22 protein-coding genes and 1 tRNA gene are annotated in these 25,807 nt (G+C 73.8%); 10 read left to right on the forward strand and 13 right to left on the reverse strand.

Translation table 11 applies throughout. From position 1 onward, the window contains the following. Nucleotides 1-2 precede the first annotated feature (2 nt). The 6 genes from efeB to ABEA93_RS04945 all read right to left on the reverse strand — a co-directional run bounded on the left by efeB (nt 3) and on the right by ABEA93_RS04945 (nt 6,039). A complete protein-coding gene (gene efeB, locus ABEA93_RS04920) occupies nt 3-1,229 on the reverse strand; it encodes an iron uptake transporter deferrochelatase/peroxidase subunit (protein WP_425584818.1) in 1,227 nt (408 codons plus the stop codon). A gap of 5 nt (nt 1,230-1,234) precedes the next feature. After that, a complete protein-coding gene (locus ABEA93_RS04925; protein WP_345674023.1) occupies nt 1,235-3,037 on the reverse strand; it encodes a copper resistance protein CopC in 1,803 nt (600 codons plus the stop codon). After that, the gene (locus ABEA93_RS04930; RefSeq protein ID WP_345674024.1) at nt 3,027-3,563 is read right to left on the reverse strand and encodes a copper chaperone PCu(A)C; all 537 of its coding nucleotides are present in this window, start codon (nt 3,561-3,563) and stop codon (nt 3,027-3,029) included. The genes ABEA93_RS04925 and ABEA93_RS04930 overlap by 11 nt, the downstream gene beginning before the upstream one ends. Continuing rightward, entirely contained in the window at nt 3,560-4,258 is a 699-nt protein-coding gene (locus ABEA93_RS04935; protein ID WP_345674025.1) for an SCO family protein, read from the reverse strand. The genes ABEA93_RS04930 and ABEA93_RS04935 overlap by 4 nt, the downstream gene beginning before the upstream one ends. A gap of 42 nt (nt 4,259-4,300) precedes the next feature. Beyond that, complete coding sequence (locus tag ABEA93_RS04940; RefSeq protein WP_345674026.1) at nt 4,301-5,059, reverse strand: YcnI family copper-binding membrane protein; 759 nt, start codon at nt 5,057-5,059, stop codon at nt 4,301-4,303. A 212-nt stretch (nt 5,060-5,271) separates the two neighbouring features. Beyond that, nucleotides 5,272-6,039 (reverse strand): hypothetical protein, encoded by a 768-nt coding sequence (locus tag ABEA93_RS04945; RefSeq protein WP_345674027.1) that lies wholly within the window; start codon nt 6,037-6,039, stop codon nt 5,272-5,274. 242 nt (nt 6,040-6,281) lie between these two features. Here ABEA93_RS04945 and ABEA93_RS04950 point away from each other — a divergent pair, with 242 nt between their 5' ends. Both ABEA93_RS04950 and ABEA93_RS04955 read left to right on the forward strand, forming a co-directional pair. Further along, on the forward strand, nt 6,282-6,725 hold the full coding sequence (locus ABEA93_RS04950) for an ATP-binding protein (protein WP_345674028.1): 444 nt from the start codon (nt 6,282-6,284) through the stop codon (nt 6,723-6,725). Nucleotides 6,726-6,900: 175 nt separating this feature from the next. Next, complete coding sequence (locus tag ABEA93_RS04955; protein WP_345674029.1) at nt 6,901-9,102, forward strand: hypothetical protein; 2,202 nt, start codon at nt 6,901-6,903, stop codon at nt 9,100-9,102. Here the strand turns inward: ABEA93_RS04955 and ABEA93_RS04960 are convergent. Beyond that, nucleotides 9,046-10,548 (reverse strand): MptA/MptB family glycosyltransferase, encoded by a 1,503-nt coding sequence (locus ABEA93_RS04960; RefSeq protein ID WP_345674030.1) that lies wholly within the window; start codon nt 10,546-10,548, stop codon nt 9,046-9,048. The genes ABEA93_RS04955 and ABEA93_RS04960 overlap by 57 nt on opposite strands. 117 nt (nt 10,549-10,665) lie before the next feature. Then, a complete protein-coding gene (locus ABEA93_RS04965) occupies nt 10,666-11,502 on the reverse strand; it encodes a glycosyltransferase (RefSeq protein ID WP_345674031.1) in 837 nt (278 codons plus the stop codon). 451 nt (nt 11,503-11,953) lie between these two features. Between ABEA93_RS04965 and ABEA93_RS04970 the strand changes: the two genes are divergently transcribed. The 3 genes from ABEA93_RS04970 (at nt 11,954) to ABEA93_RS04980 (ending at nt 14,532) form a co-directional block, all read left to right on the forward strand. After that, nucleotides 11,954-12,676, forward strand: a complete 723-nt coding sequence (locus ABEA93_RS04970) for a bifunctional DNA primase/polymerase (protein WP_345674032.1) — start codon at nt 11,954-11,956, stop codon at nt 12,674-12,676. 158 nt (nt 12,677-12,834) lie between these two features. Further along, nucleotides 12,835-13,593, forward strand: coding sequence for a hypothetical protein (locus ABEA93_RS04975; protein WP_345674033.1), 759 nt, complete (start codon nt 12,835-12,837; stop codon nt 13,591-13,593). A gap of 297 nt (nt 13,594-13,890) precedes the next feature. Further along, a complete protein-coding gene (locus ABEA93_RS04980; RefSeq protein WP_345674034.1) occupies nt 13,891-14,532 on the forward strand; it encodes a hypothetical protein in 642 nt (213 codons plus the stop codon). Between the two features lie 323 nt (nt 14,533-14,855). On the opposite strand, the gene ABEA93_RS04985 is transcribed toward ABEA93_RS04980, so the two are convergent. The 4 genes from ABEA93_RS04985 to ABEA93_RS05000 all read right to left on the reverse strand — a co-directional run bounded on the left by ABEA93_RS04985 (nt 14,856) and on the right by ABEA93_RS05000 (nt 19,048). After that, the gene (locus ABEA93_RS04985; RefSeq protein ID WP_345674035.1) at nt 14,856-15,836 is read right to left on the reverse strand and encodes a DUF5926 family protein; all 981 of its coding nucleotides are present in this window, start codon (nt 15,834-15,836) and stop codon (nt 14,856-14,858) included. 218 nt (nt 15,837-16,054) lie between these two features. Then, a complete protein-coding gene (locus ABEA93_RS04990) occupies nt 16,055-16,537 on the reverse strand; it encodes an ATP-binding protein (protein WP_345674289.1) in 483 nt (160 codons plus the stop codon). Nucleotides 16,538-16,812: 275 nt separating this feature from the next. Next, on the reverse strand, nt 16,813-17,622 hold the full coding sequence (locus tag ABEA93_RS04995) for a glycerophosphodiester phosphodiesterase (protein ID WP_345674036.1): 810 nt from the start codon (nt 17,620-17,622) through the stop codon (nt 16,813-16,815). Nucleotides 17,623-17,698: 76 nt separating this feature from the next. Then, the gene (locus tag ABEA93_RS05000) at nt 17,699-19,048 is read right to left on the reverse strand and encodes a purine-cytosine permease family protein (protein ID WP_345674037.1); all 1,350 of its coding nucleotides are present in this window, start codon (nt 19,046-19,048) and stop codon (nt 17,699-17,701) included. 209 nt (nt 19,049-19,257) lie between these two features. Between ABEA93_RS05000 and ABEA93_RS05005 the strand changes: the two genes are divergently transcribed. The 4 genes from ABEA93_RS05005 to ABEA93_RS05020 all read left to right on the forward strand — a co-directional run bounded on the left by ABEA93_RS05005 (nt 19,258) and on the right by ABEA93_RS05020 (nt 22,714). Beyond that, complete coding sequence (locus ABEA93_RS05005; protein ID WP_345674038.1) at nt 19,258-19,728, forward strand: TFIIB-type zinc ribbon-containing protein; 471 nt, start codon at nt 19,258-19,260, stop codon at nt 19,726-19,728. 144 nt (nt 19,729-19,872) lie between these two features. Next, on the forward strand, nt 19,873-21,561 hold the full coding sequence (locus ABEA93_RS05010) for a S1C family serine protease (protein ID WP_345674039.1): 1,689 nt from the start codon (nt 19,873-19,875) through the stop codon (nt 21,559-21,561). A gap of 490 nt (nt 21,562-22,051) precedes the next feature. Continuing rightward, nucleotides 22,052-22,140: transfer RNA gene (locus ABEA93_RS05015), tRNA-Ser, on the forward strand. Nucleotides 22,141-22,222: 82 nt separating this feature from the next. Then, nucleotides 22,223-22,714, forward strand: coding sequence for a peptidylprolyl isomerase (locus ABEA93_RS05020; protein ID WP_345674040.1), 492 nt, complete (start codon nt 22,223-22,225; stop codon nt 22,712-22,714). Between the two features lie 144 nt (nt 22,715-22,858). On the opposite strand, the gene ligD is transcribed toward ABEA93_RS05020, so the two are convergent. Continuing rightward, complete coding sequence (gene ligD / locus ABEA93_RS05025; RefSeq protein WP_345674041.1) at nt 22,859-24,616, reverse strand: non-homologous end-joining DNA ligase; 1,758 nt, start codon at nt 24,614-24,616, stop codon at nt 22,859-22,861. A 152-nt stretch (nt 24,617-24,768) separates the two neighbouring features. On the opposite strand from ligD, the gene ku reads away from it, so the two are divergent. Next, nucleotides 24,769-25,791 carry a non-homologous end joining protein Ku gene (gene ku / locus ABEA93_RS05030; RefSeq protein ID WP_345674042.1) on the forward strand — a complete coding sequence of 341 codons (1,023 nt, stop codon included), beginning with the start codon at nt 24,769-24,771 and terminating at the stop codon, nt 25,789-25,791. The last annotated feature ends 16 nt before the right edge of the window (nt 25,792-25,807 follow it).

Raw genomic sequence — 25,807 nt, forward strand, 5'->3', positions numbered from 1 at the left:
CGCTACCCCTCGAACAGCCCCTGCCCGACGTACCCGCCCGGCGCGCAGCCCGGCGGCGCCACGAACAGTCCGCTCGTCTCGTGCCGGATGAACGGCGACAGCGCGTCCCCGCGGGCCAGCTTCTGCTGCACCGGCACGAACCCGTCCCGCGGATCCGCCTGCCAGGCGACGAACAGCAGCCCGGCGTCCGCCGTCCCGTCCGGGCGGAACCCGTCGTCGTAGGAGTAGCCGCGCCGCAGCATGGCCGCCCCGCGGTTGAACTCCGGTGCGGTGACCCGGATGTGCGCGTTCGCCGCGATGACCGGCGTGCCGTCGCCGTTGCGCCGCCCGTAGTCCGGCTCGGTGCGTTCCGCGCCGCCGGTCAGCGGCGCCCCGGTGTCCTTGCGCCGCCCGATGACCCGCTCCTGCGCGGGCACGTCCAGCCCGTCCCAGCTGTCGAGCAGCATGCGGATGCGCCGCACCACGACGTACGAGCCGCCCCGCGCCCACACCGGATCCGCCGTGGGCGCGATGAACAGCTTGGCCTCGAAGTCCGCGTCCCCCGGACGCGGGTTCTTGGTGCCGTCGACCTGGCCCATGAGGTTGCGGTGCGTCATCGGCGCGGCCGTCGCGCCCGGCGACCGGGCGAACCCGGCCATCCGCCAGCGGGGGCGTGCCGTGCCCCGGGCGAGCTTGTGCAGCGTGCGCAGCGCGTGGAAGCCGACCAGCGCGTCGTCCGCGCACACCTGGACCAGCAGGTCGCCGTCGCTGCGCGCCGCGTCCAACTCTTCGCCGGGGAACGCCGGAAGGGGTTGGAGCGCGGCGGGCCGCCGGTCGGCCATGCCGAGCTTGTCGAACAGCGCGGACCCGAACGCGAACGTCACGGTCAGCGACGAGGGCCCCGCGTCGAGCGCCACTTGGTCGTCGGCGTCGGCGCGTCCCCCGCGGCTCATCCGCGCGGCCGCGTCCGACCAGCGCCGCAGCAGCGCCGCGGTCTTCGCCCGGTCGGCTCCCGGCTCCAGGTCGTAGGCGGCCAGTACGGTCCGGGCCTGCGGCGGCGTCGTGATGCCCGCCTGCCGGGCGCCGTGGAACGGCACCGCCGTCGACCCCAGCGAGGTCAGCGCGGGACCGCCGCCGGACGAATCCGCCACGGCCGCCGCGACCCCGGCGCCGCCGGCCCCGCCGAGCACCAGCCCGGCCGCGCCGGCGGCACCCAGCAGACCGCGCCGCGACATTCCGTCGTTGCCCACTGTCCTCACCGCACCTTCACCGGCAACGTCACCGTCGCCCGATCGATCTCACTCGTCCGCACCGAGACCGACAGCTGCCACGTGCCCGCCATCGGCAAGGACACGTTCTGCGCCCGCCACTGCCCCGGCCCGATGTGCTCCAGCGCCAGGGTGATCCCGTCGATCTGCTTGTCGGGCAGCGCGATGGCCGCGGTGACCTCGGGCGGGTCGATCGGGTTCTTCTGCGGGTCGCGGACGAACACGTCCACCGTGTTCGTACCGGTGCGGGCCGGGTCGACGACCGCCTCCACGAGGCCCTTGCCTGCCGCAATGCCTGCCGAGCCACCCGCGTCGTACTGCTGCGTGACGCTGACCGTACGCGGCTTCGTCGCCTGCTCGCGCTCCCACGCGGTGCGTCCCGGCTCGGTGTTCACCAGCACGGCGGTGACCGCGATGACCGCGATCGCGAGCGCGGCTTCCGCGCCGACCGCCCGCTGGAGGGTCCGGCGCTGCGGCAGCGGGTCCCCGGCGCGGGCGCCCGCACCGGCGCGCGAGCGCAGCCGGGCTTGCAGCCAGCGCCGCGCGACCCACGCGGCGGCGATCATCAGCACGACGAAGTTGACCTTGAGGATCAGCAGCAGGCCGAACGTCGTGGAGAACAACGCGTCGAACGACCCGACTTGCCGCCACGCCGCGTACACGCCGGTGACCGCCAGCACGGAAACGCTCGCCATCGCCGCCTTCGAGAACGTGCCCACCGCGGGCACGTCGAGGCCGCCGGGCAGTTCCTCGCCGTCCTCGTCCCGGTCCGGACCGAACAGCAGGGTCAGCATGACCGCGAGCCCGCCGATCCAGCAGCCCATCGCGAGCAGGTGCACGATGTCCGCGGCCGTCGCGAGCGGCGCCTGCCGCCCGACGGACGCGTGGTCGGCCATCGACCAGGTCGCGGCAAGGCCCGTGGACAGCAGGACCCACGCCGAGCCCAGCACGATCCTGGCGCGGCGTTCGGCTTCGCCGAGCACCGCCACCAGGTAGCCGAGCAGGGCGCCGGCCGCGCCGAGGACCAGGATGCGCACCGACAGCGCGCGCCCGAGTTTGCTGTCCAGGGTCACCCGCAGCACGTCCAGGTCGAACGCCGACGAGAACGACAGCCCGGAGGCCCTGGGCCCGTAGAACATCAGCGCCGCGACCGTGGACACGAGCAGTCCGGCCCACGACGCGAACAGCAGCATCCACACCCGGAACCGGCCGACCGCGGCAGGCCGCAGCGCGACCAGGAACAGCACCGAGCCGGACAGCAGCGCGAACGACAGGAACGCCGCCCACCGCGCCACCCCGTCGGCGAAGTTGACCGCGCTGTCGGTGCCTTGCCCGAGCCCGGACACGTTCGCACCGGCCGAGGCCCGGATCACGTTGAACGTGAACGCGCCGGAGACGGGGTGCGAGTCGTCCGAGACGACCCGCCACGCGACGGTGTAGGTGCCGGGACCGAGCCCGGACAGCAGCTTGACGCGCACCGTCGAACCGCCGCCGATGCCGTGCTCCGGGTTGCCGGAGTCGACGCGCTTCCCGGCCGGGTCGAGGACCTTCACGCCGCCGAGTTCGGTCGACACGGACTCGCTGAACCGCAGCGTCACCGTCGGCGGGCCGGACGGCAGCGTCGACCCCGACACCGGATCGGTCGAGTCCAGGCTCGCGTGCGCGGACGCGGTGCCCGCGCCGCCGAGCACCAGCGCCACCAGCAGGACGGGCAGCGCGAAGATCCAGGCGAACCGGCGGCGCCCGGGCCCGGCGGCGGCCGCCGGACCCGTCATCGGCTCAACCGCCATGGCCCGTGTGCTCCGGTGACCCCGCCGTCACGGCCGGTCCGGACGGTACGCCCGGATCGCCGGGCCGGTCCGCCGCCCCGAGCACCGGCACGTGCACGGTGATCGGCGCGGATTTCGCGAACGTCAGCGTCACGTCGACGGATTCGCCCTTCTTCAGCTGGCGCGTGGGATCCATGAACATCAGGTGCATGTTGCCGCGTCCGAGCACGCCTTGGCCGTGCGCCGGGATGTCGAGGCCTTCGACTTGCTGCATCGAGTTGCCGCTCGACTCGTGGATCTCCGCGCTCGGCGCGAACGTCGAGCTGACCGCGACCAGCCGGTCGGCGGAGTCCCCGTCGTTGCGCACGACCAGGTACCCCGCCGCCACATCCGGCGACGCGGGCTGCGGGATGTACGGGTCGACGACCGCCAGCTTCGGCGCCGACCCGGACGACCCGCCGCTCGCGCACGCGACCAGCGCGATCCCGCCCGCGAGGACGACGGCCCCGGCCGCTCCGAAGAGCACCGTGCGGTGGGGCAGCCTCATGACGCGTCCGGGTGGATCAGCAGCGGCAGGTCGTGCGCGAAGTCGTCGGCGGTGATCCCGGCCGCGCTGCCGTCCGGGTTCATGCCGACCGACGCCAGGTACACGACGCGCGCCCGGTTGTCCGGCGAGAACGCCACGACCTGGGTGCCGTGCGTGCTGGTGACCTTGCCGTCCTTGACCACCGGCGGCTCGATCGGCACGCCGACGCTCTTCGCGGCCGCCCGGATCGTCTCGAACGAGCCGGTCAGCCCGGTGAACGACGGATCGAACGCGTCGAGCCACTGCCGCAGTTCCGGACCGGTGTCGCGCTCCGGGTCGGTGGTCACGAACACCACGTTGACGTTCGCCCGGTCCTCCGCCTTGAGCTTGGTGAGGGCGCGGGCCACGTCGGCCATGGTGGTGGGGCACACGTCGGGGCAGTGCGTGTAGCCGAAGTACAGCAGGGTGACCTTGCCGGCCGTGCGGGCCTTGAAGTCGTACGCCTGCCCCGACGTGTCCGTCAGCGCCAGATCGGGCTTCTCCATGGGCCGGTCCAGTTCGGTGCCGCGGAACTTCGACGGCGGACCCGACGAGGTGATCTTCACCGGCGCGCCGTTTCCGCTCGGAGTGCCGTTGCCGTCGGAGCTGCTGCAGCCCGCGGCGAAGAGCAGCCCCGCCACGGCGAGTGCCGCGGTCCTGACCAGTGCCTTGCGCATGGATTTCTTCCGATCGATGACGTGGACGGAGGGGGAGCGGGGCTACGAGGCCCGGCGCGAGCCGCGGATCAGGCCGAACGCGCCGACCGCGAGGCCGAGCACGCCGACCACCAGCCCGGCGATGCCGAGCGTGCGCGCGGTGGAGTCACTGGCCTTGTCCGACTTCGACGCGGCGACGGTGACGTTCTGGTCGGACGCGCCGGACGCCGCCGGGCTCGGCTTGGCCGCGCTGCCGGTGCCCGCCGGGACCAGCTTCAGGGTCGGCGCGGGCTTCTCCGGCTCCTTGCCGTCCGGGCCGGGCAGGTCGATCCAGCGCACGACGTCGCCGTTGTCGTACGTCTGCAGCGCCTTGAAGACGAGCTTGTCGGTGTCGGTCGGCAGCGGGCCGAGGGACACCTCGAAGTCCTCGTACTGGCCGGGGTTGATGCGGGTGCCCGCGTTGGCGGTCCACGTCACCTTGGACACCGCCTCGGTGATCGTCTTGCCGTGCGACGTGATCGGCGTCGCCAGGGTCTTCTTCTCGACGTTGGCCGTCCAGCCCGCCAGCGGGCGGGTGCGCACCGAGGTCAGCGGCTTGTCGTCGGGCAGGTTGACCTCGAGCTTGGTGGTGCCCGCGTTGTCGTTCTCGTTCGGGACGCGGAACGTCACGCCCGCGTAGCCGCCCTGCTCGGCCTGGCCGGGCTGGACGCTGACGTGCGCGGACGCGGGCGCGGCGAGTCCGAGGACGGCCGCCGCGGCGATCGCGGTCAGCGTCAGCGCACGGCGGCGGGCGGGACGGGCGGTGCGGATGTTTGCACGCATGGGTGCTGAGTCTCCCTGGATGGGCGTACGCCGCCGCGGCACAGCGCGGGCGGGGTACGGAAACCGGATGCGCGGCCTTCGCGGACGCGCGGGCGAGAACGGCGGAAACGCCGGACAGGCCTGCCGGATCCGGTCTCCTCCCACGGCACGGCGGCCGAGGCCGCGCACACGCCCGGATACCGGGGCGGCGGCCGACACAGCAGGAGAAAGGGTCAGCAGGCGGGCGCGAACGCCGGCGGCCCGCGCCGCACGACGGCATGCCGCAACTCGGCCGACAGCAGGCGGCGCACCGCGGCCCGCGGACGGCGCACCGGCAGCGGGGTGCCCGCCGCCGGAACGGTGCCGAACAGCACGGCCAGCACCGCGCGCAGCGGCGCCACCGCGGCGCCGCTCAGGCGTGCCAGCAGGCGGAACAGCGCCGCTTCGCCCTGGCGCAGCCACCACGCGGCGACGAGCGCGGCGGCCGCGTGCGCGGCGAGCATGCCGTAGCCGCCGTCGAAGATCATCGGGCCGACGGAGTGGCCTCCGCCGTGTGCCCCGCCCGGCATGGAGGGCAGCGCGCCCGCCTTGTCGGGGTCGATGCCCGCGCTCGCCACGACGTCGCGGGCCGACCAGCCGGACGGCAGCATGATGTGCCCGCCGGAGTCGCGCGACCCGCACAGCAGCCGGTCGAGGACGCTCAGCCCGGAGGCGCGGCCGTCCATCGCCGCGCCGGTGTGCGACGCGGCCATGCCGAAGCTGAAGAGGGTGTGCAGGGCCACCTGCCCGGCGGCCAGCAGCACGCCGATGCCCGCCCACGAGCGCTCCCGCCCGGCGGCCGCGCAGGCCACCGCGAAAACGCCGGCGAAGCCCGCGGCGAACGTCCACCACGGCAGCGGCTCGGCCGTCATGAACGCGTGCCCGGCCGCCGACAGCGCGACGCACACCGCGGCGAACACGGCGGCTCGCGCGGCGCGAAGCGGGGCGGACACGGTAGGCATGACGCCCCATGGTCTCACCGCGGATCCGACACCCCTACGCAGCCCCCGGATTCGCCTCGCACGCGCCCGGCCGCGGGCTCCCTCGGACCTCCCCCGGCACTCCCTCGCGTCCCCCTCGATCACCGCGGCGCGCGGTACACCGGAGGCCGAAGGGGAAGAAAATTCGTTGTTGACTTTCTGCGTGATTCGGGTATATGCGCTGAGTCTTTGTCTGAAAGCGCCCCACTGACTGGAGGCCGTTCATGGACATGCGGTGGACCGTCCACCTTCCGCGGGAGACGGCGAGCGTTCCCATGGTGCGGCGATTGCTGATGGGGGCCATGGAGACCGCGGGCGTCGATCCCGGGGTCGCCGCGGAGATCGGCCTCGCGCTGTCCGAGGCGTGCGCGAACGTCGTGGAGCACGGCTGCGGCGCCGACCCGGAGGCCGAATTCGAGGTCCGCGCCGGCATCACCGGCAACCGGTGCCGCGTCGAAGTCTCCGATACCGGACCCGGGTTCAGCCCGGAACGGCTCAATACCCCGCTGCACCACGTCGCGTCGCCGGGCGCCGAAAACGGCCGCGGCCTCCTCCTCATCGAAGCGATGAGCGACCGGGTGCAGCTGCGCAACCATCCGCGCAAGGGCGCGGTCATCCGCTTCGAGAAGTCCCTGCGCTGGCGCAAGGACGCCCTGCTGCCGGTCTGACCCGGCCTCGGCCCCGCGCCTCTCCTGGCGTCCCCCGCCCCTCCTGCCCCTCCTCCTGCGTCCTGCCCCGCCCGTCTCCCCGGACCCCCGCGGCACCCGGCGTGCCCGCGGCGGGTGCGCGCTCCGCATAGCCTGGTGGCCCCCCGCACCGGACCGTACGAGGAGCCCGCACGCCGTGACGACCCGCCTCGCCAGGCCGCTCCTTGCCGTGGCCGCGCTGCTCGCCGCCATGGCCGGCGTGCTCCTCGGCACCCCGGCCCACGCCGCCTCGGCCGCTCCGGCGGCATCGGCGGCATCGGACAACCGGGACGCCGACCACGTGGTGTTCGTCGGCATCCCCGGCCTGCGCTGGTCGGACGTCACCCCGGAGCGCACGCCGAACCTGGCCGGGCTCACCGGTCACGCCTCGGCCGCGACGCTGTCCGTGCGCACCGTCGAGAAGACCACCTGTCCCGCCGACGGATGGCTGACCGTCGGCTCCGGCGCCCGCTCGTCCGCGCCCCGCCAGGACGGCGCATGCGCCCCGCTGCCCGCCGTGGCCGCCGGCCCGGACGGCACGGTCACGGTGCCCGACCTGCCGCGCATCGCGGACTTCAACACCACGTACTCGTACGACCCGAAGTTCGGCACCCTCGCCGCCACCGCGGCCCGCGGCAACCAGTGCGTGACCGCCGTCGGCCCCGGCGCCGCGCTCGCCACCGCCGACGCCCAGGGCCGCAGTCCGGCCGCCTACCTGCCCGGCGCCGACGCCCTCGACGCCGCGGCACTGGCCCGCTGCGGGCTGACCCTCGTCGACCTCGGCGCGCTCACCGACGGCGCCCCCGACCGCGACGCGCGCCTGCGCGCCGCCGACGAGGCGGTCGGCCGCATCGCCGGCATGCTGCCCGAACGCACCGAACTCGTCGTCGCGGGTCCCGGCGACGGCGGCACGACCGGCACGCCGCACCTGCGCACGCTGCTCGCCACCGGGCCGGGCACCCGCTTCGACGGCGGCTACCTGACCGCGCCGTCCACCCGCTACGACGGCATGGCCCAGCTCACCGACCTCGCGCCGAGCCTGCTCGACCCGCTCGGCATCGACCCGCCGTCCGAACTCGTCGGCTCGGTCGTGGCCCGCGCCTCCGGCCCGACCGGCGCCGCCGCCGTGCGCGATCTGAACCTGATCGACGTCGGCGCGCAGGCCGCCCGGGACGTCCGCGAGACCTACCAGTTCTTCACCTGGCTGACCGTCGTGCCGCTCGTGCTGTTCGCCGCGGGAATCGCCGCGGCGGCCCGCATGCGGAAACGGGGGGCGCCGGACGCCTCGCGGCGGAAGCTGTACCGGGCGCTGCAGGTCGTGGGCGTGACCGCCGGAACGGTGCCCGGGGCGACCTTCCTCGTCGGCCTTTTCCCCTGGGAGAAGGCGGGCAGCCCGGAAGCCGCGCTCGTCCTGCTCAGCCTGGGCTGGACGGCGGTGCTGACCGCACTGGCCTTCGCCGGGCCGTGGCGGCGCAGCCCCTACGGCCCGCCCGGCTTCGCCGCCGCGGCGACCGCGCTCATCCTCGCCGCGGACGTGGTCACCGGCTCGAACCTCCAGATGAACACGCTGTTCGGGCTGTCCCCGCTGGTCGCGGGCCGGTTCTACGGCTTCGGCAACGTCGCCTGGTCGGTGTTCGGCCCCGCCGTGCTGCTCGCCGTCGCCTGGCCGGTCGGCCTCCGCCTCGGCGCGGGACGCCGCCGCGCGGCACTCGCGGTCCTGGCGGCCGGGGCCTTGGCGGCGATCGTGGTGGACGGCTGGCCCGCGTTCGGCAGCGACTTCGGCGGCGTCCTCGCCCTGGTGCCGGGCTTCGCGGTGCTCGGCCTGCTGCTGTTCGGCATCCGGATCTCGTGGGGCAAGGCGGCCCTGGTCGCGGCCGGTGCGGTCACCACCGTGGCGATCATCGCGGTCTTCGACTGGATGCGTCCCGCGGCCGGCCGCTCGCACCTCGGCAAGTTCGTCCAGCAGGTGATCGACGGCGACGCGGGCAGCGTGCTGCACCGCAAGGTCGCCGACAACCTCAGCTCGTTCCACGGGCCGATCGCGTACCTGATCCCGGTGCTCTACGCCGTGCTGCTCGTCGCGATCCTCGCCCCGCACCGGATCCGCGCCACCGCACTGCCGCCCGCCTACGAGCGGATCCCGTGGCTGCGCGCCGTGCTCCTCGCCTGCTGGATCGCCGCCGCGGTGGGCTACGCCGCCAACGACTCGGGCATCCAGATCCCCTCGGTGGCGCTGCTCATCGGCCTTCCGCTGCCCGCCGCGGCGCTGGCCGCGGTGGCCGCGGAACGCGCCGGCCGCGCGTCACGCGGCGACGGGAGCCCGGCGCGCCCGCAGGCCCAGCCACAGGGCGCCGAGTAGCAGCGCGATGCCGGCGTACGGGCCGACGCTCGCGCGCAGTGTGTGCGCGAGCGAGTCGACGGCGTGCGGCAGCGGCACCACACGGCCCGGCACGTAGGCGCACACCAGCACCGTCGTCCGGCCCAGGAGCAGCCCGTCCGCGCCCGACGCCGCGACGAGCACGAACGGGGCCCACGCGGCCACGTCGTACCAGGGCAGGCTGTAGGGCGCGGTCAGCAGCCACGCCAGCGCGAGCAGCGCCGCGGCCCCCGCGGCGTCGGCCGACACCCCGTCGCGGAGCGGCCCGCGCGCGGCCGCCCGCATCACGACGGGGGCCAGCAGCCAGGCGACCAAGGCGAGCGTGACGTAGCCGACGAGGCCGATCAGGTTCCGGGCGGTATCCGCACCGAGCGCCGATTCCAGCGGGTGCACGGCCAGCCGCAGCGGCATGGCGAGCGACACCAGTTTGCTGTTCTCCCGCATCTGCGCGAACGCGTCGCCGCCGCCCGCCGCATAGACCGGCAGATAGGCGAGCACACCGACCGCGAGGCCGGTGCCGAGCATCGCCGCCAGATCCCGCCGCCGATGCCGCAGCCCCCACGCCAGCGCCAGCACGAACAGCCCGAGCGTGATCTTGGTGGCGCATGCGAGCCCCACCAGCACGCCCGCGAGCACCGGCGAGCGGCGCACCGCCACAAGCGCGCCGACCGCGAGGGCGACCGCGAACGCGTCGATATGGCCCGCATTGACCCCGACGAACAGCAGCAGCGGATTCAGCGACCACAGCAGCGCCACCCGGGCCCGCGCCTCCCGGGTGCGCACCGCGCGCTGCAGCAGCAGCCCGGTGAGCACGAACGCGGCCGCGCCGATCAGGGTCAGCACGAGCACCGTCGTGTGCGCCGACGTGCCGCCGATCTTCGCGGCCAGCCACTGCTCGGCCGTGGCGACCGGGCCGTACACCGACGGGGTGTCCTGCCACGGCGCCTCGACGGCCCGGCCGACCGGATCGCCCGACCGGGCGAGATCCGCGGCGGTGTCGAGGTACGGGTTGCCGCCGGTCGCCGTGAGCCTTCCGTAGGCCGCGTACACCAAATGGTCCGCGGACCCCATCGGCGGCACCAGCACGGCCGCCGCGGCCGCCACCGCGCCCGCGATGGTCAGCCGCCGGGGATCCGGCGCCCACCCGCCGCGCAGCGCGAGCATCGCCAAGCCCAGCCCGACCGCCCCCGCCAGCGCGGAGCCCAGCAGCAGCCCGGTCACCAGCCCCGCGGACGGGCCGGTGCCCAGGTCGTACGGCGGCAGCCATCCCGGCCCGCCGGGCAGCGGGGGAGCGGCGGCGGACGTGCCGAGGAGCCCGGCGGCCAGCAGCAGCCCGATCCCGGCGGCCAGAAACGCGAGCGCGGCTTTGCCCGCGCCCGGTAGGCCGTCCGCTCCGAGCGCCCGCAACCGCGCGGCGACCCCGGTCACGGCGGTCGCCCCGGTCGCGGCGGTCGCGCCGTCGGGCCGGAGCGTCGACGCGGGGCCTGACCTGGGCGGTTGTGTTTCACGTGAAACATGCGGCGGATTCGGCACGGGCACGGCGGCTCAGACGCCCGGCTTGCCGGACAGACCGGAATCACCCGGACGGGAGACCTTGCCGCGCACCGCCCCCGGCAGCGCGCCCGCCGCCCCGCGCTCCGCCAGCGCGCGCGCCACATGCGCGTACTGCTTCGCCCGGTGCAGCTGCCCGGCCAGATCGGCCCCGGTCACCCGGTGGTGCAGGTCCACTTCCACCTCGCGGACCTCGAAGCCCTGCCGGACCAGGTCGATGGTCAGCCCGGTCTCCACGCCGAACCCGGCGGCCAGCGGCAACGCCGCATCGAACGCCTCGCGCGTCAGGCAGCGCTGTCCGGACAGCGGCTGCGTCGCCACGAACCCGCTCGCCCGGCGGATGCCGTCACGCGACGCGCGCACCACGAACCCGTGTCCGCCCCCGGCACGCTTCTGCGGCGGCAGGATCGCGATCGTCATCGCCGCCTCGCCGTCCCGCACCGGCCCGATGAGCGCCGCCGCATGGGCCGCGCTCTCCTCCAGGTCGGCGTCCAGAAACAGCAGCAAATGCGCGGTGTCCGGCTTGGCGCGGCCTTCCCTCGCGTCGATCGCGGCCACCGCCGCGGCACCCGTCTCCATCGCCGCGGCTTTGCCGCGGTTGCGGCCGTGCCGCACCACGATCGCGCCCGCCGCCGACGCCGCCGCGACCGTGCCGTCGCGCGACCCGTCGTCGACCACCACGACCAGGTCCACACCGTCCATCACCGACGCGGCACGCACCGTCGCGGCGATTCTGCGCTCCTCGTCGTGCGCCGGGATCACCACCGCGGTCGGTGCCGCGGCTCCGTGCGCCGCTGCGGACTCCGCCATTCCGGATGCCTGAACTGCCATGGCAAGGGATCGTAGAGCGTGTGCGAACCGGTCCGCCGCGACCGTACCGCGCTCCCGACGCGGCGCGGCGGCGTGCCCGGATACCCCGAAACGGGTACAAAGAAAGGCAGGACAAGGCCCGGACCGGCTTCAAGGTCATCGGGAACCTTGCGGAGTGACGATTCGTCATCTCAGAAGAGAAGAGCTGATCGGGTACACCTCCCGACGGCGTCGCACGCGGGCCGCGGCAGGCCCGTGGGATCCGGCAGACCGGGTGCGGCGCGCGGGCGGGAGTCCGGTCGAAGGCTGTACCTCCGCGGCACCGTGCCGCGTGGCCGACCCGCCCTCACCGGCGCGCGCGCAGTGCGCGGCCGGCACATCCGGCGATGTACCTCCGGCGCCCGCAGAACAGCGGCGTGCACATGCAATGCACCAGCAGTTTCCGGCAGGCTCACGGAAGGGAACGAGCGCCATGTTGCGCGAGATCCTCGGCAAGCGACGTAGGGAACGCTCCGCACTGCTGTCCGCCGCGACGGCCTGCGCCCGCTGGGGCTGGCCCGTGGTGCCCGGCATCGGCATCGCCGCCTGGGCGGGCACCTGCGGCTGCGGACAGGACGACTGCCCGCTGCCCGGCGCCCACCCGGACACCCCGCCGCCCCCCGACCCGGACACGCCCGTCCTCCCGCACACCGCGGGGTCCGCGCGGCCGCCGCTGATGGCCGCGAGTGCGGACGAGCGCATGGTGCGGTGGTGGTGGTCCCGCTTCCCGGACGCCCCGGTGGTGGTGGCGACCGGCGTCCGGGTGGCGGCGCTGAGCGTGCCTGCCGAAGCGGGCGTCCGCGCGCTGCGCCAGCTCGACACGCTCGGCGTGCGCACCGGGCCGGTGACCGTCGCGCCGGGCCGCTACGGCTTCCTCGTCCGGCCCTATGCGCTGGACGAACTCGCCGACCTGCTCGACCGCTACGGCCTCAACCGGTACGGCTCGGTGCCGTTCACGCTGCGCTGCCACGGCCCCGGCGGCTTCCTCGCGCTGCCGCCGTCGCGGGTACCCGGCGGTCCGCTGCGGTGGGCGGTCGCGCCTCGGCCCGGGGATCTTTCCGGCGCGTCGGCGCCGTGGCTGCCGCATGTGTCCGACCTCGTGCGTACGCTCGTCGATACCTGCCACTCGGTCACCCACGTGCGGCGTTCGGCCTGATCGGACACGGTACGGGTTGGCCTGCCGGGGGTTCGTGCCCGGCGTGGCGGGGCGTGCGAGATGTCGCGTCCCGTGACCGCGGAGTCGCGATGAGTCTCCCGCGACCGGCGCGACGGCGGTAGCGTGAGACCGGATCGGAAGCGGCTCGGGGAGGGCGAATGCGTCAGCCGGACGGGTACGAATCCGGTGCCACGCGGGACTTCGCCGGGCACGGCGGCCGTGGCGCGGAGCCGGGAGGATGGGACGGCTCGCTGCTGCCGCCGACTGTGTCCGGCGGGTTGGAAAGCCTTGCCCGCTTGTGCGTGGACATGGATTTCGCCTTGGAGAGCGCCGACTTGGCAGTCGGCAAAGTGCGCGTCGCCTACGAGCGGGCCCGCCAGGACGAGTCGGGCGCGTCGTTCCAGCCGCGGACCGCCGTCGCGTGGCAGATGGAGTCGCTGGTCTACGCGCACTACAACGGAATTCGGCGGCTGGCGTTCGAGCGCAACGCGGCTTATGCGCTGGCCGCGGCGGCGGTCCTGCAGGCGGTTGTCGAGGGGCGCACGCCGGGAGACGGCGATCTCGCGCCGGCCGGGGATCCGGAGCACATTCGGCAAGTACTCGACGATGCGGCGGTGTTGCGGGAGATGCTGTCGCGGCCGGTGACCGGCAACGTCGAGGTCGACGACGTCCTGGGGCGGGCACACCGCGCGGTGCTGCGTGCGCTGGGGGCCGCCGGTTCGCAGGAACTCCCGTGGAGCCAGGCGCATTTGCACCTGGCCGAGCTGGTGGACGACTTGGCCGAGCTGGACCCGCCGGTGGCGACGGGAGAGCCGGGGATCAACCTGTCGCTGCGGGCTTACGCGCAGGGGTGTCATGGGGTGGTGTTGGGGTTGGCGCCTGGGGGGTGGTTGGCGGTCAGTCCGGTGGCGGGCTGACGTCTACGCCGCTTCTTCAAGGGCCCTCCCTCCTCCCACCACTGTCGGGAGTCCGCGTCGGTGGCCCCTCCCCCGCCCCCTCCGCCATCACGCAAGCGCGACACCCCGAGTCTGGCAATCCACCCTCGCCTCCGCACCCCGCAAAACCCGTCCTGTGGACAACCGCCCGGGACAATCCGATCATCACCACAACTCCCCTACAGCTGTGGCATATCCGGGACATCCCGTGATCGTTTCGCCTCCCGCAAGGCGATAGGCTCACCTCTGCCGGTCGGCAGGGACGTGCGAGGAGACAACATGCAGCGGGCACGTGCGGCACGCGTTCGTACAGCGGCACTCGGCACCACCGTCGGCCTGTGCCTCCTCATCCCCCTCGCCGCCGCCTCCGCGGACTCCGCGCACGACCGCGGCGCGTCCGCCGACGGCCCTCGCGCCGCCGCGTCCGCGACGCCCAAGCCGTCCGGCGGCGGCCACGACTTCGGCAACGGTGTCGTCCCCGGCGGCCCGGACGGCATCGACGCGGTCAAGCAGCTGCTCGGCCCTGCGTCGTCGCCGGCCGCGACCAAGTCGGTGCCGGTCGTTCCGGCGGGCACCGTCGCGGTGGCCGACAAGCTGTGCGGGAAAGCCGTCGAGGTGCAGGGCGTGCGCGCCCAGACGTGTGTGGAGCGCGAGGGCAGCGAGGTGTGGGCCCGGGTGTACTACCGCAACACGTCGGCGGAGCCGCTGATGCTGGTGCTCGGCATGGTCCGTCCGGGGGTCGGGGCCGGGAGCCTGCAGATGACCTGCGACATCGACGCCAAGTCGGGCGACGGCCAGTGCGACACCCCGCGCCTGCGTACCGAACAGCCGCTGGCGGCGTGGTCGGCGGTGTCCGAGATCGCCACCGCGGACGGCTCCCGCAAGGTGCTGCGCAGCGGCACGGCCGGCGCCGCGGGCTGACGGTGGGAGCCCGGCCGGACGGCGGGGCGGCAGCGGGACGGGTTCCGCACAAGAAAAAACAAGGGCCCGGCCGCTGAAGACGGGGGATGCATCAGCGGCCGGGCTGGGTCAAAGGTAACAGGCAATTTCCCTGTACCCAAGTCCGCGGCGACATTGGACCGGGTCCAATGTGTGGGCCCGGCTCCGAGCCCGGGAATCCCACGGTGACCTGCTGCACTTTCCCGTCGTGCGGCGGCGTGTTGCCGACAGGTGCCGGTAAAGCCCGAGGAGCCGCGCAGGGTCGGAATCCGGCCGTGCGCGGCCCCCTCGGGCGGTCGTGTCGCTCAGTTCAGGGTGATCTGGCGGTTCAGCAGCCCGTTCCGGGCGCTGCGCTGACGGGGCGTCAAAGCCGTTGTGTCGGCGAGGGATTCGGCCAGGCGCACGGCGAATTCGGCGGCCGGCTTCTCGACGTCGTCGGCCGTCATGCCGGCCGGGAGGTCCCACACCGGCACGAGCAGGCCGTGCGCGCGGAAGGACCCGACGAAGCGCGTGCCGTCGCCCAGCGACGACGCGTCGGCCGCGTGCAGGCGGGCGATCGCGTCGAGGAGCTGCTCCTCCGGGTGCGGCATGACCCAGCGGAGGTGATTCTTCTCACGCATGCTGCACCAGTAGGCGGCGTCCACCGACGTGAGGCGCGCGGTCGGGGTCGCGGCGGCGTTGGCGCGCTCCAGGGAGGCGGCGACGTCGCCGGTCGCGGCGTCGGCGTCCTCGACCCAGAAGTCGAAGCCGGTGTGCACGGTGACCTCGAGCGGCGCCGACACGTCCAGCAGGTCCTGGAGGCGCGCGCCCGGGCCGGGCAGCGGGCCGGGGGTGATCGGCGTGCCGTCCTCGGCGGCCAGTGCGCGCTCCAGCGAGTCCGCGAGGTCGCGGCTCACGTCGCCGGAACTGGTGTGCGTCTGCAGGCCGATGAGGATCTCGCCGGTGTCGCGGCGGAGCGCCGGCCAGGCCATCGGCAGCACCGTGGCGAGCGTGACCGGGCGGGCGGCCTCGGCGCCGGCGAGGGTGAGCGACGCGGTGGCGGCGGGCACGAGTTCGCGCATCGCGACCCAGTCGCACTCGTTCGGCAGGCCTTCGAACGGCCGCTGGACGAGCGTGTCCGCGGCCACCGCCGCGTCGCGCCCGTGGCAGGCCTTGTAACGGCGGCCGGATCCGCACGGACAGGGTTCGCGACCGCCTACCACCGGGACCGTGTCCGCGGCGCCCGGGGAACCCGGGGCAGTTGCGCTGGTGTTGTGCCGGATGTTCCGCGCGGCCTTCTTGCCCATGCTGAGATCTCTCCCGGTCGCGGATCGCGATTGTGGGCGGCACGGACCGAACGAGTGCCCGACGCCGCAGGACGGTGAACGTCCGTCGAGCGTAGTGCGCTCCCGGCATATAACCCATTCCGCGGCACGCGCCCGGGGCCGGCACCGGGCGGATGCGGTACAGCCGACCAGTACAGCCGCGCAGTACAGGCGGGCCGTGCGGGCGGGTGGTGCGGCGGTCAGCCGTCGAGCGGTTCGACCGCGTCGAAGTCGAAGGCGTCCCACGCGGAGGACGCGTGCCCGTCCGGGCGGCCGGTGGCGAGCAGCGCCCACACGGTCACTTCGTCGCCGCCGCCGCGGACGCCCCATTCGGCGGAGAGCGCGTCGATGATCGACAGGCCGCGGCCGCCGCGTGCGGTGAGCGACGGGCTGGACCGGCGGGGCAGCGTCGGGCCGCCGCCGTCGGTGACCTCGATCCCCAGCAGGTGGTCCGGGCGCACCGCCCAGGCCGCGCGCACGCTTCCGGACGGCAGGGCGTGCGCGTGCTTGAGCGCGTTGCTGAGGAGTTCGGACAGGACGAGTGCGGCGTCGTCGACGACTTCCGGCGCGATGCCCCGGTCGGTGAGGTCGGCGATCATCCGGTGCCGGGCGGCGGCGACTCCGACAGAGGCGTGCGGGACGAGTACAGCCTCGGAATCGGGCACCCCACGGGCCACGACCATTGCCACCCCCGGACCTCCTTCTCACCCACACGTCGGGCATGGGATGCCCGGTGCGCGTCGATCGGAAACAGAATCGTCATCCGCCCGCGAGTACGGGTACGGCCCCCGAGGCACCGGACCCGCGCGTCGGCCGGACCGGCCTGCGGCGCGGAGCCGCGGTGTGTGCGCTCCTTTCTACCCCGTCGGAGCGCCGGAGCCGGAGACCGCGGCCAAGGCTGATGAGGACTTGTTACCGAGTTCGTGTCGCGGCAGTAGCCGCGCGGTCACCGGATCGTCTACCCGGAGATCTGGCGGAGAACCGCCCCGGGCCGGTTCGTGATGATGGCGTCGACGCCGAGCGTCATGCACAACTCGACGTCTTCGGGCCGGTCGACGGTCCAGACGTGGACGCGGTGCCCGGCGCGGTGCAGCCGGGCGACGAAGCGCGGGTGGGCGCGGACGATCTCGATGCTGGGCCCGGCGATCCGCACGTCCTTCGGCAGCGCGCCGTCGCGGAAGCGGAGGGGAACGCGTTCCATCAGGAACACCGCGGGCAGGCGGGGTGCGAGTTGCCGCATGCGGCGCAGGGACAGTTGGGAAAAGCTCATCACGCGCACCGGAGAGGGGGTGTCGCCGACGGGGCGGGCCAGGCCGAAGCGGTCGAGGAGTTCGACGAGGCGGCGTTCGACGAGGCCCGCGTACCGCGTGGGGTGCTTGGTCTCGACGGCGAGTTGCACGGGGCGCCCGGCGTCGACGACGAGTTGCAGGAGCCGGTCCAGGGTGAGCACGGACGTGCGGTCCCAGTCCGGGGCTTCGGGGTCTTCCGCGTGGATGCCGCCGGCTTTCCAGGAGCCGAAGTCCAGGGCGGCGAGGTCGGCGAGTTCCAGCGTGGAGACCAGGCCGCGGCCGTTGGAGGTGCGGTTGACGCGCCGGTCGTGCACACAGACGAGTCGGCCGTCCGCGGTGAGCCGCACGTCGCATTCCAGCGCGTCGGCGCCGTCGTCGATCGCCTTGCGGTAGGCGGCGAGCGTGTGTTCGGGCACGTCCTCGGACGAGCCGCGGTGTGCGACCACCTGGACGGCGGGGCGCGGTGCGGGAGCGGTCACGCCCACATCGTGCCACCTCGCCCCGAACACGAGGTGACGTGCGGCCGACGCGCCGGGAGGTGCCGCGCCCTGCTGCTCAGCGGGTGCGGCGGGCGTCGAGGCGGACGAGGAGCAGGGTGCCGAGGGCGGAGGCGGCGAACGCGAAGAGGGTGGCCGAGGTCCAGGTCTGCGGGTGGACGTGCAGGGCGTCCTGCGCGCGCGTCCAGAAGTCCGCCCACCAGCCGATCGTGCCGGGGTTGATGAGCTGGTACACCGCGAACCCCAGCAGCCACGGCAGCAGCATCGCCCAGCGGGCGGGCGCGTCGTCGCCGAGGTTCCACGCGGTGCGGCCGCGGCCGAGGAACCAGTCGACGGCGGTGACGCCGAGCAGCGGCACGAAGACCGAGCCGATGAGGTAGAGGAAGCTCTCGTATTTGGAGAAGTCGTCGACGAGCATCGCGCAGCCGGTGACCAGCGCGCCGACGGCGAGGCAGATCGCCCGGCGGTCGAGCCGGGGCGCGAAGTTCTGCAGCGACATCGCGGTGCTGTAGACGTTCGCGAACGACTGGTCGACCTCGCGGATCACCAGCACGGCGAAGAACAGCCAGCCCGCGGTGAAGCCCAGCAGGGTGTCGAACACGTCCTGGTCGGCCCTGGTCTGGGCGAGCGCGAGGATGCCGACGACGCTGCACCAGATGCCGGTGGTCGAGTAACCGCCGAGCGCGCCCCAGAAGGCGGTGCGGGTGCTGCGCGAGTGGCGCGTGTAGTCGGACGCGAGCGGGACCCACGAGACGGCGAGCGCGACGGACGCGTCGACGACCGGCAGGAAGCCGTCCCAGGAGCCCGCGGTGACGTCGGGGACGCCCGCGCGCACGAGCTGGACGGTGAAGTAGAGCATCGCGATGCCGACGGCGATCGTCACGTAGCGGCGCAGGATGCGCAGCATCCCCAGGGGCCGCAGCGTCATCGCGGTGGTGAGGATGCCGGCGAGCAGCACGTAGAGCCAGTGCGGTCCGCGGCCGTCGGTGAGCTTCTCGACGCCCATCGCGATGACGGTCAGCTCGAAGACGCCCCATCCGACGCACTGGACGATGTTCATCCCGGTCGGCAGGTACGACAGCTTGGTGCCGAACAGGCCGCGCAGCAGCGCCATCGCGGGCGCCCCGGTCGCGGCGCCGGGCAGCCCGGACACGGCGACCATCGCGGTGCCGGCCACGGTGCCCACGGTGATGGCGACGGTCGCCGCGATCAGCGACATCTGCGGATAGCTCTCGGGGGCGAGGAACGCGGCGGCGCCGCTGAAGCCGATGAGGCTGACGCCGAGGTTGGCCCAGAACGAGAACTGGTCGCGGAACCCGAGCGTCTTCGGCGGCGCGGTGTCCAGGACGAGCGGTGCCTCGTCGCCGGACGGGTGCGGGCGCGGTCCGGTGGCGGCTGGAGCCGACATGGCTCTCCTCTTCTCCCTACGCCGGCATTACCCGGTCAGGTTCGAGCGGTCGGCGGCACCGGAAGCCCTCTGGCTTGCTCCCAGCCGCCCTCTCAGCCTGGTTGGCCCAAGCTCCCGCGTGTGGTGAGGAAGAGCACAGTACGCGGTGGAGTCGCGCGCGATCGCGGCAGGGTCCTCCGCGGAACCGTTTCCGTGGGTACGTTGGCGAGATGAATACCCTCACCTGCCCGCGCTGCCACGGCATGATGCAGACGTTCCAGCGCGCCGGCGTCTCGGTCGACCAGTGCACCCAGTGCCGGGGGATCTTCCTCGACCACGGGGAGCTTGAGCACATCCTCAACGCGGAGAAGTCGTGGGGCGCGCAGGCCTATCCGCAGCAGCCCGGATACCCGCAGCCGGGCCAGCCGCAGCCCGGCTATCCCCAGCCCGGGTATCCGCAGGCCGGGTATCCGCAGCCGGGTTACCCGCAGCAGGCTCCGCCGCCGCCCGGGTACGGCGCGCCGGTGCCGGGGGCGCACGGGGCGCCGCATGCGGGCGGGCACGCCTACTACGGCCATGCCAAGCACGGCGGTCACGCGTACTACGGGCATGGAAAGAAGGGGCACGGGTACTACGGCCACCGGCGGCACGGCGGCCACTACGGGCACCGGAAGAGCTTCATCCAGGAGCTGTTCGACTGACCGGGCCTCGTGCGCCGGCGGTGCCGCGGGTGCGTAACCCCGGCGTAAAGATGCCGTGGGCCAAGTCGCGCGGGCATTAACCGCGTTCCGACATGCCATCCGGAACGATGAGCGCACAAGGTAGCCCGACGAGTGGAGGAACCCGTGGCCAACGACGATCGCGAGGGCGCCGGCAACGTGCCGGCCGAGGGGGAGGGCAGCAGCCTCGCGCCGTCCGAGCCCGAGGCGTTCCCGGCGGCGGACGGCGGCGCGGAGCGCGACAGCGCGCCGCCGCGGCCGCAGCAGCCGCCGGTGGTCGGCATGGGGTCCGACGAGGTCGAGCGGGCCGCCGCGGCCGGGGACACCGGGCAGGCACCGGCCGTGCCGCCGGCGGAACCGCCCGTGGCGGCTCCGGCCGAGCCGACCGCGCCGGTGGCGGCCGTGCCGCCGTCGGTGCCGCCTGCCGTTCCTGCTGTGCCCGCGGCTTCGGCGGCCGAGCCGCCCGCGAGTGTTCCGCCGGCCGACGCCGACGACCCGTTCGCCAAGCCCGGTGCTCCGGCGGCCGATCCGGCGACGGCGGTCTTCGGCATGGCCGCGGCGGGAGCCGGGGGTTCGGGTGCCGGGGGCGGGTCGGGGATGCCGCCGTACGGCTTCCCGGGCGGCCCCTACGGCAGCCAGCCCAACTTCGTGATGCCGCCCGCGCCGCGGCGCCGTCGGCCGAACCCGCTGGTGGTGACCGCGCTCGTGACGGCGCTGCTCGCGGGCGGCGTGGGCGGCGGCATCGGCGCGTGGCTCGCGGACCGGGACAACGGCTCGTCGTCGTCGAGCGTCAATACGTCCAGCGGCCCGGTCGACCCGGCGTCCCTCAACCGCGCGCCCGAGTCGGTCGCCGGAATAGCGGCCAAGTCGCTGCCCGGCACGGTCACCATCAAGACCAAGAGCGGCGGCACCGGCCGCGGCGGCCAGGAAGGCACCGGCGCGGGCTTCGTCCTCGACGACCAGGGCCACATCCTCACCAACAACCACGTGGTGTCGCTGGCGGCCGACGGCGGCGAGCTGACCGTCACGTTCTCGGATGGCAAGACGGTGCCCGGCAAGATCGTCGGCCGGGCCGAGGGCTACGACCTCGCGGTGGTCAAGGTCGACGGCGTGCAAGGCCTCAAGCCGCTGCCGCTCGGCGACAGTTCGGCCGTCGCGGTGGGCGACCCGGTGCTCGCGATCGGTTCGCCGTACGGGCTCGACGGCACGGTGACGCAGGGCATCATCAGCGCCAAGAACCGGCCGGTGGCGTCCGGCGACCAAGAGCAGACGTCGTACATGAACGCGCTGCAGACCGACGCGTCGATCAACCCCGGCAACTCCGGCGGGCCGCTCCTCGACGCGCAAGGCCGCGTGGTGGGCGTGAACTCGGCGATCCGTTCGGCGGGCGGCAGCGGCGCGGACCCGTTCGGCGGCCAGCAGCAGGCGGGCAGCATCGGCCTCGGCTTCGCCATCCCGATCGACCAGGCCAAGTGGGTCGCCGACACGCTGATCAAGACCGGGAAGCCGGTCTACGCGCAGGTCGGCGTCATCCCCGACCCGGACTACCGCGGCGTCGGCGCGCGCATCCGCCAGGCCACGGTGCAGGGCCAGGTCCCGGTCACCCCCGGCGGCCCCGCCGACAAGGCGGGCCTCAAGGCCGGCGACGTCATCACCAAGCTGGGCGACCGCCCGGTGACCGGCTACGAAGAACTCTTCAGCGAGATCTGGAGCCACAAGCCGGGCGAGAAGGTCAAGATCACCTACCAGCGCGACGGCAAGGAGAACACGACCGAGCTGACCCTCGGCCAGCGCGACGGCGACCAGACGAACTAGTCGACCCCGAGCGCGGCAATGCTGCGGTGGCGGTGGAACCGGGTGGGGCCGGCCACCCCACCGCAGTTGTCGTTCGGGGTGCTTCAAGGTCCTTCGAAGCCCTTCGAGGCTCTTCGAGGTCGGTCCCGGCCGATTGCGCCGGCGGCTCCCGTCGCGCGGGACGAGCGGTGGGGACCGGCCGGACGGTTGTGGGGCTCGATCCCGCGGCGGGGCGTGGTGTGTCGGCGTGTCCGCCCCGACCGCGGCCGGGCGGGTCCCCGTCTTGCCGCTTGCCGGGGTCTGCGGCGCACGTCGGCCGCCGAGGGCGAACCCGCCCACGGGTATCGCCGCCCGCCGTCGATTGCCCCACCACAACCGGTCCGACGTCGCGTTTTCCGTGCGGTCGGTTCTCGTGCCTGCGATCCTGCCGACCACACCTCAGGGGCCGAAATCCGCCGTCGGCACGAGGCCCCGTCATGAGAGACTGTCGAGGCCCGCGCAGCGCGGGCCTGGAGGGCTCGCCTAGAGGCCGATGGCGGCGGTCTTGAAAACCGCTAGCAGGGGTGACTCTGCTCGTGGGTTCGAATCCCACGCCCTCCGCTTCCGGTACCACACGCCGGCCCCCGCCCGCCTTCCGCGCGGCCGGGGGCTTCGGGTGCGGGGGCTGTGTATGTTCGGGGCTATGAGCAACGTCTTCTTCGACATCACCATCAACGACGAGCCCGCGGGCCGGATCGTCTTCAACCTGTACGACAAGGCGGTCCCCAAGACCGCCCGCAACTTCCGCGAACTCGCCACGGGCCAGCACGGCTTCGGCTACGAGGGCTCGTCGTTCCACCGCATCATCCCGGCGTTCATGCTCCAGGGCGGTGACTTCACCCGCGGCAACGGCACCGGCGGCAAGAGCATCTACGGCGAGAAGTTCGAGGACGAGAACTTCCAGCTGAAGCACGACAAGGTCGGCCTGCTGTCCATGGCCAACGCGGGCAAGAACACCAACGGCTCGCAGTTCTTCATCACCACGGTCGTGACCCCGTGGCTGGACGGCAAGCACGTCGTCTTCGGCGAGGTCGTCGAGGGCCTCGACCTGGTCCAGAAGATCGAGTCGCTCGGCTCCTCCAGCGGCACCCCCAAGGCCAAGATCACCATCGCCAAGTCGGGCGTCGTCGAGTAATTCGCCCGGACGGCTGCCGGCCGCGCGTCGCGGCGACCGTCGGACCCCCACAGGGTCACCGACCGCCCGACCGCACCCCCGGTACGGACCCGGACCTGCCACCCCCGCGGCTGCGCGCCGCGCCCTGGCGGGTCCGGGTCCGCGTCATGCCGGCGGGCTCTCGACCGTTCGCCAGGCGGTGCGCCGCCGCGCGCTGTAGCGGGTGCTGAGGCCTTTGGCGACCAAGCCCTCGATACCGGTCGGGGCCAGGGCACGCTGCCATCCGACGGCTTCGGCGCGGTTGGTGGTGGCCATGACGATTTCCAGCGGCGGTCCGACGCCGTCGAGCGTGCTGTGGAGCAGCTCCCAGCGGTCCCGGAGCGGGAGTTCGCGGACATCCCGGCCGGGCGCGGCGAGCAGGTCGAAAGCGGCGTAGGTGAGGGCGACGCGGTCCCGGTCGCGGGCCGCGCGGGTGCGGGCGAGCTGGTCGAAGGCGAGGCGCCCGTCGTGCCAGGCGCACAGCTCGCCGTCCAGGACGGTGCCCGCCGGGAGCGCCGCGACGGCCGCGGCGACGGTCGGGAAGTCCGCGGCGAGGTCCCGCCCGGTGCGCGACTGCAGCACGGCCCGCCCGGACCCCAGTGCGAACGCGACCACCCGGAACCCGTCGAGTTTGATCGAGTACTGCACTCCACCGGGCATGCCGCCCTCGTCGGGCAGGTCCGGGACGGCCTTCGGCCGCATGACGGTGACCGGCGGCGACAGGACGACGGAAGCCGCCTCCGGCGTCGCCGCCGCCCGGGCACGGCCGGGGCCGCGGCCCGCCGCGTCGGCTTCCGCCCCGCTGCCGGCACCGCGGCGTGTCCCGGCACCGCGCCCGAGGCCCGGGCCGCCACGCGACGGGCCCGATGCCGCCCGCGCCCCCTTGCCGCCCGTATCGGCCCCCCGCGGTTCCCCGGATTCACCCCCCGCCGCCCCGCCCGGTGAATCCGCCGCCCCTGCCCGGTCCGTCGGCCCCCGCGCGGCCCCACGCCGCACTCCACCCGCCCCCGGCAGCCTCTCCCCCCGCCGCGGGTTCAGCATCGGGGCCAGGAGGTCCCCCATCCGGGCGATTCGCTCCGGTACCTCGTCGATCGTGAAGACCAGGTCCGCCACCGCATTCGCTTTCGCCAGTTCCTCCCATCCCACCGGCGTCGACACCGTCGGGGTCGGGCGGGCGCGCACCGTATAAGGAGCCGCCGTGGTCTTCGCGGCGGCGTTCTGGGAGAAGTCGAGGAAGACCCGGCCGGGGCGCCGGGCCTTGGCCATGTCGGCGACGATCAGCGACGGGTGCGCGCGGGCGAGTTCCACCGCCAGTGCCTTCGTATAAGCGGTCACCTCGTCCGACGGCACCGGTTCCAGCGCCGCGACCAGGTGCAGCCCCTTCGACCCCGACGTCTTCGCATAGGCCGTCACCCCGTCCGCGGCCAGCCGCTCGCGCACCAGGAACGCCGCGTCGCGGCAGGCCAGGATGTCGGCCGGGGCGCCGGGGTCCAGGTCGACGACGAGGCGGTCGGCGATGCCGTACGCGTCCTCGCGCCACTGCGGCGTGTGCAGCTCGGCGACCAGGTTCGCCGCCCACACCAGCGTCGGCAGGTCCTGGACGACGACCTGCCGGATCGTCTCGGTCTTGCCCGGGGTGTCGGAGTAATGCACCCATGCGGGCGTACCGGGCGGGAGATGTTTCGTGACGAACTGGTGTCCGGTTCCGCCGTCCGGATAGCGCACGAAGGAGATCGGCCGGTCGCGCAGATGCGGCAGCAGCGCCGACGCGATGCGCGTGTAGTAGTGGACGAGTTCGCCCTTGGTGGTGCGGGTCTCCGGGAACAGCACCTTGTCGAGGTTGGTCAGGGCGATGCGGCGGCCTTCGACCATGGTCACCGGCACGGGGCGTCCTCCGGCATGCGCTGCGGCCTCCTCCGGGGGCGCCCCGCGGTCCGGCCGGGGCCTCGGACAGGAATGTTGGCGAGGCGGACAAATGAGACAATTAACGCTACTCCCGGGGGCCTGGCGAGGGGGCCGACGAACGGAGCGGACCGGTGGCGGTGCGTGCGATCTGGAAGGGTGCGATCAGCTTCGGGCTGGTCAGCATCCCGGTGAAGGTGGTCTCGGCGATCGGCAGCGAGCACTCCGTGAAGTTCCACCAGATGCACCAGTCGGACCAAGGCCGGGTGCGTTACCGCAAGGTGTGCGAGCTGGACGGGCAGGAACTGGCCTCGGGCGACATCGTGCGCGGCTACGAGGCGGCCGACGGGCGGACCGTCGTGGTGACCGACGACGATCTGGCCGATCTGCCGCTGCCGACGGCGCGGGCGATCGAAGTGCACGGGTTCCTGACCGAGGACACCGTCGACCCGCTGCAACTCGGCAAACCCTATTACCTGGCGCCGGACACTGCGGGCGCCAAGCCGTACGTGCTGATGCGCGAGGCGCTGCGCCGCTCCGGCAAGGCCGCCGTCGCGAAGCTCGCGATGCGCGGGCACGAGACCCTGGCCCTGGTGCGGGCGCAGGACGACGTCCTGGTGCTGCACCAGCTGTACTGGCCGGACGAGATCAACTCCACCGACGGTGTCGCGCCCACCGAGCGGGTCCAGGTGACCGACGCCGAATTGGACATGGCGGACACCTTGATCGACACCCTGGGCGCCGCCGACTTGGACGAGTTCCACGACGAGTACGCGGCCGCCGTCGAGGAGTTGGTCACCGCCAAGCTGGAGGGCGTCGAACCGCCCGCGCCGGAGGCCGAAGGCGAGACCGGCGCGCAGGTGATCGACCTGATGGCGGCGCTGCGCCAGAGCGTCGAGCAGGCGCAGGGCAAGCGCGCCGAGGAGGCCGGGGACGAAGGCGCCAAGCCGGCCCGGAAGTCGGCGCGCGGCGGCGGTGCGTCGGGCGGGTCGGGCTCGGCGGGTGCGCGGGGTGGCGCGAAGAAGTCTCCGGCGAAGCGGGCCGCGTCCGGCGGAGCGGCCAAGAAGACGGCCGCGAAGACGGCCGCGAAGAAGACCGCCGCGAAGAGCACGGCGAAGAGCACCGCTTCGCGGAGCGCGAAGAAGAAGGCCGGCTGACCGCGCGACCACCCCG

The organism is Yinghuangia aomiensis, assembly GCF_039542225.1.
GTDB classification, from domain to species: Bacteria; Actinomycetota; Actinomycetes; order Streptomycetales; family Streptomycetaceae; genus Yinghuangia; species Yinghuangia aomiensis.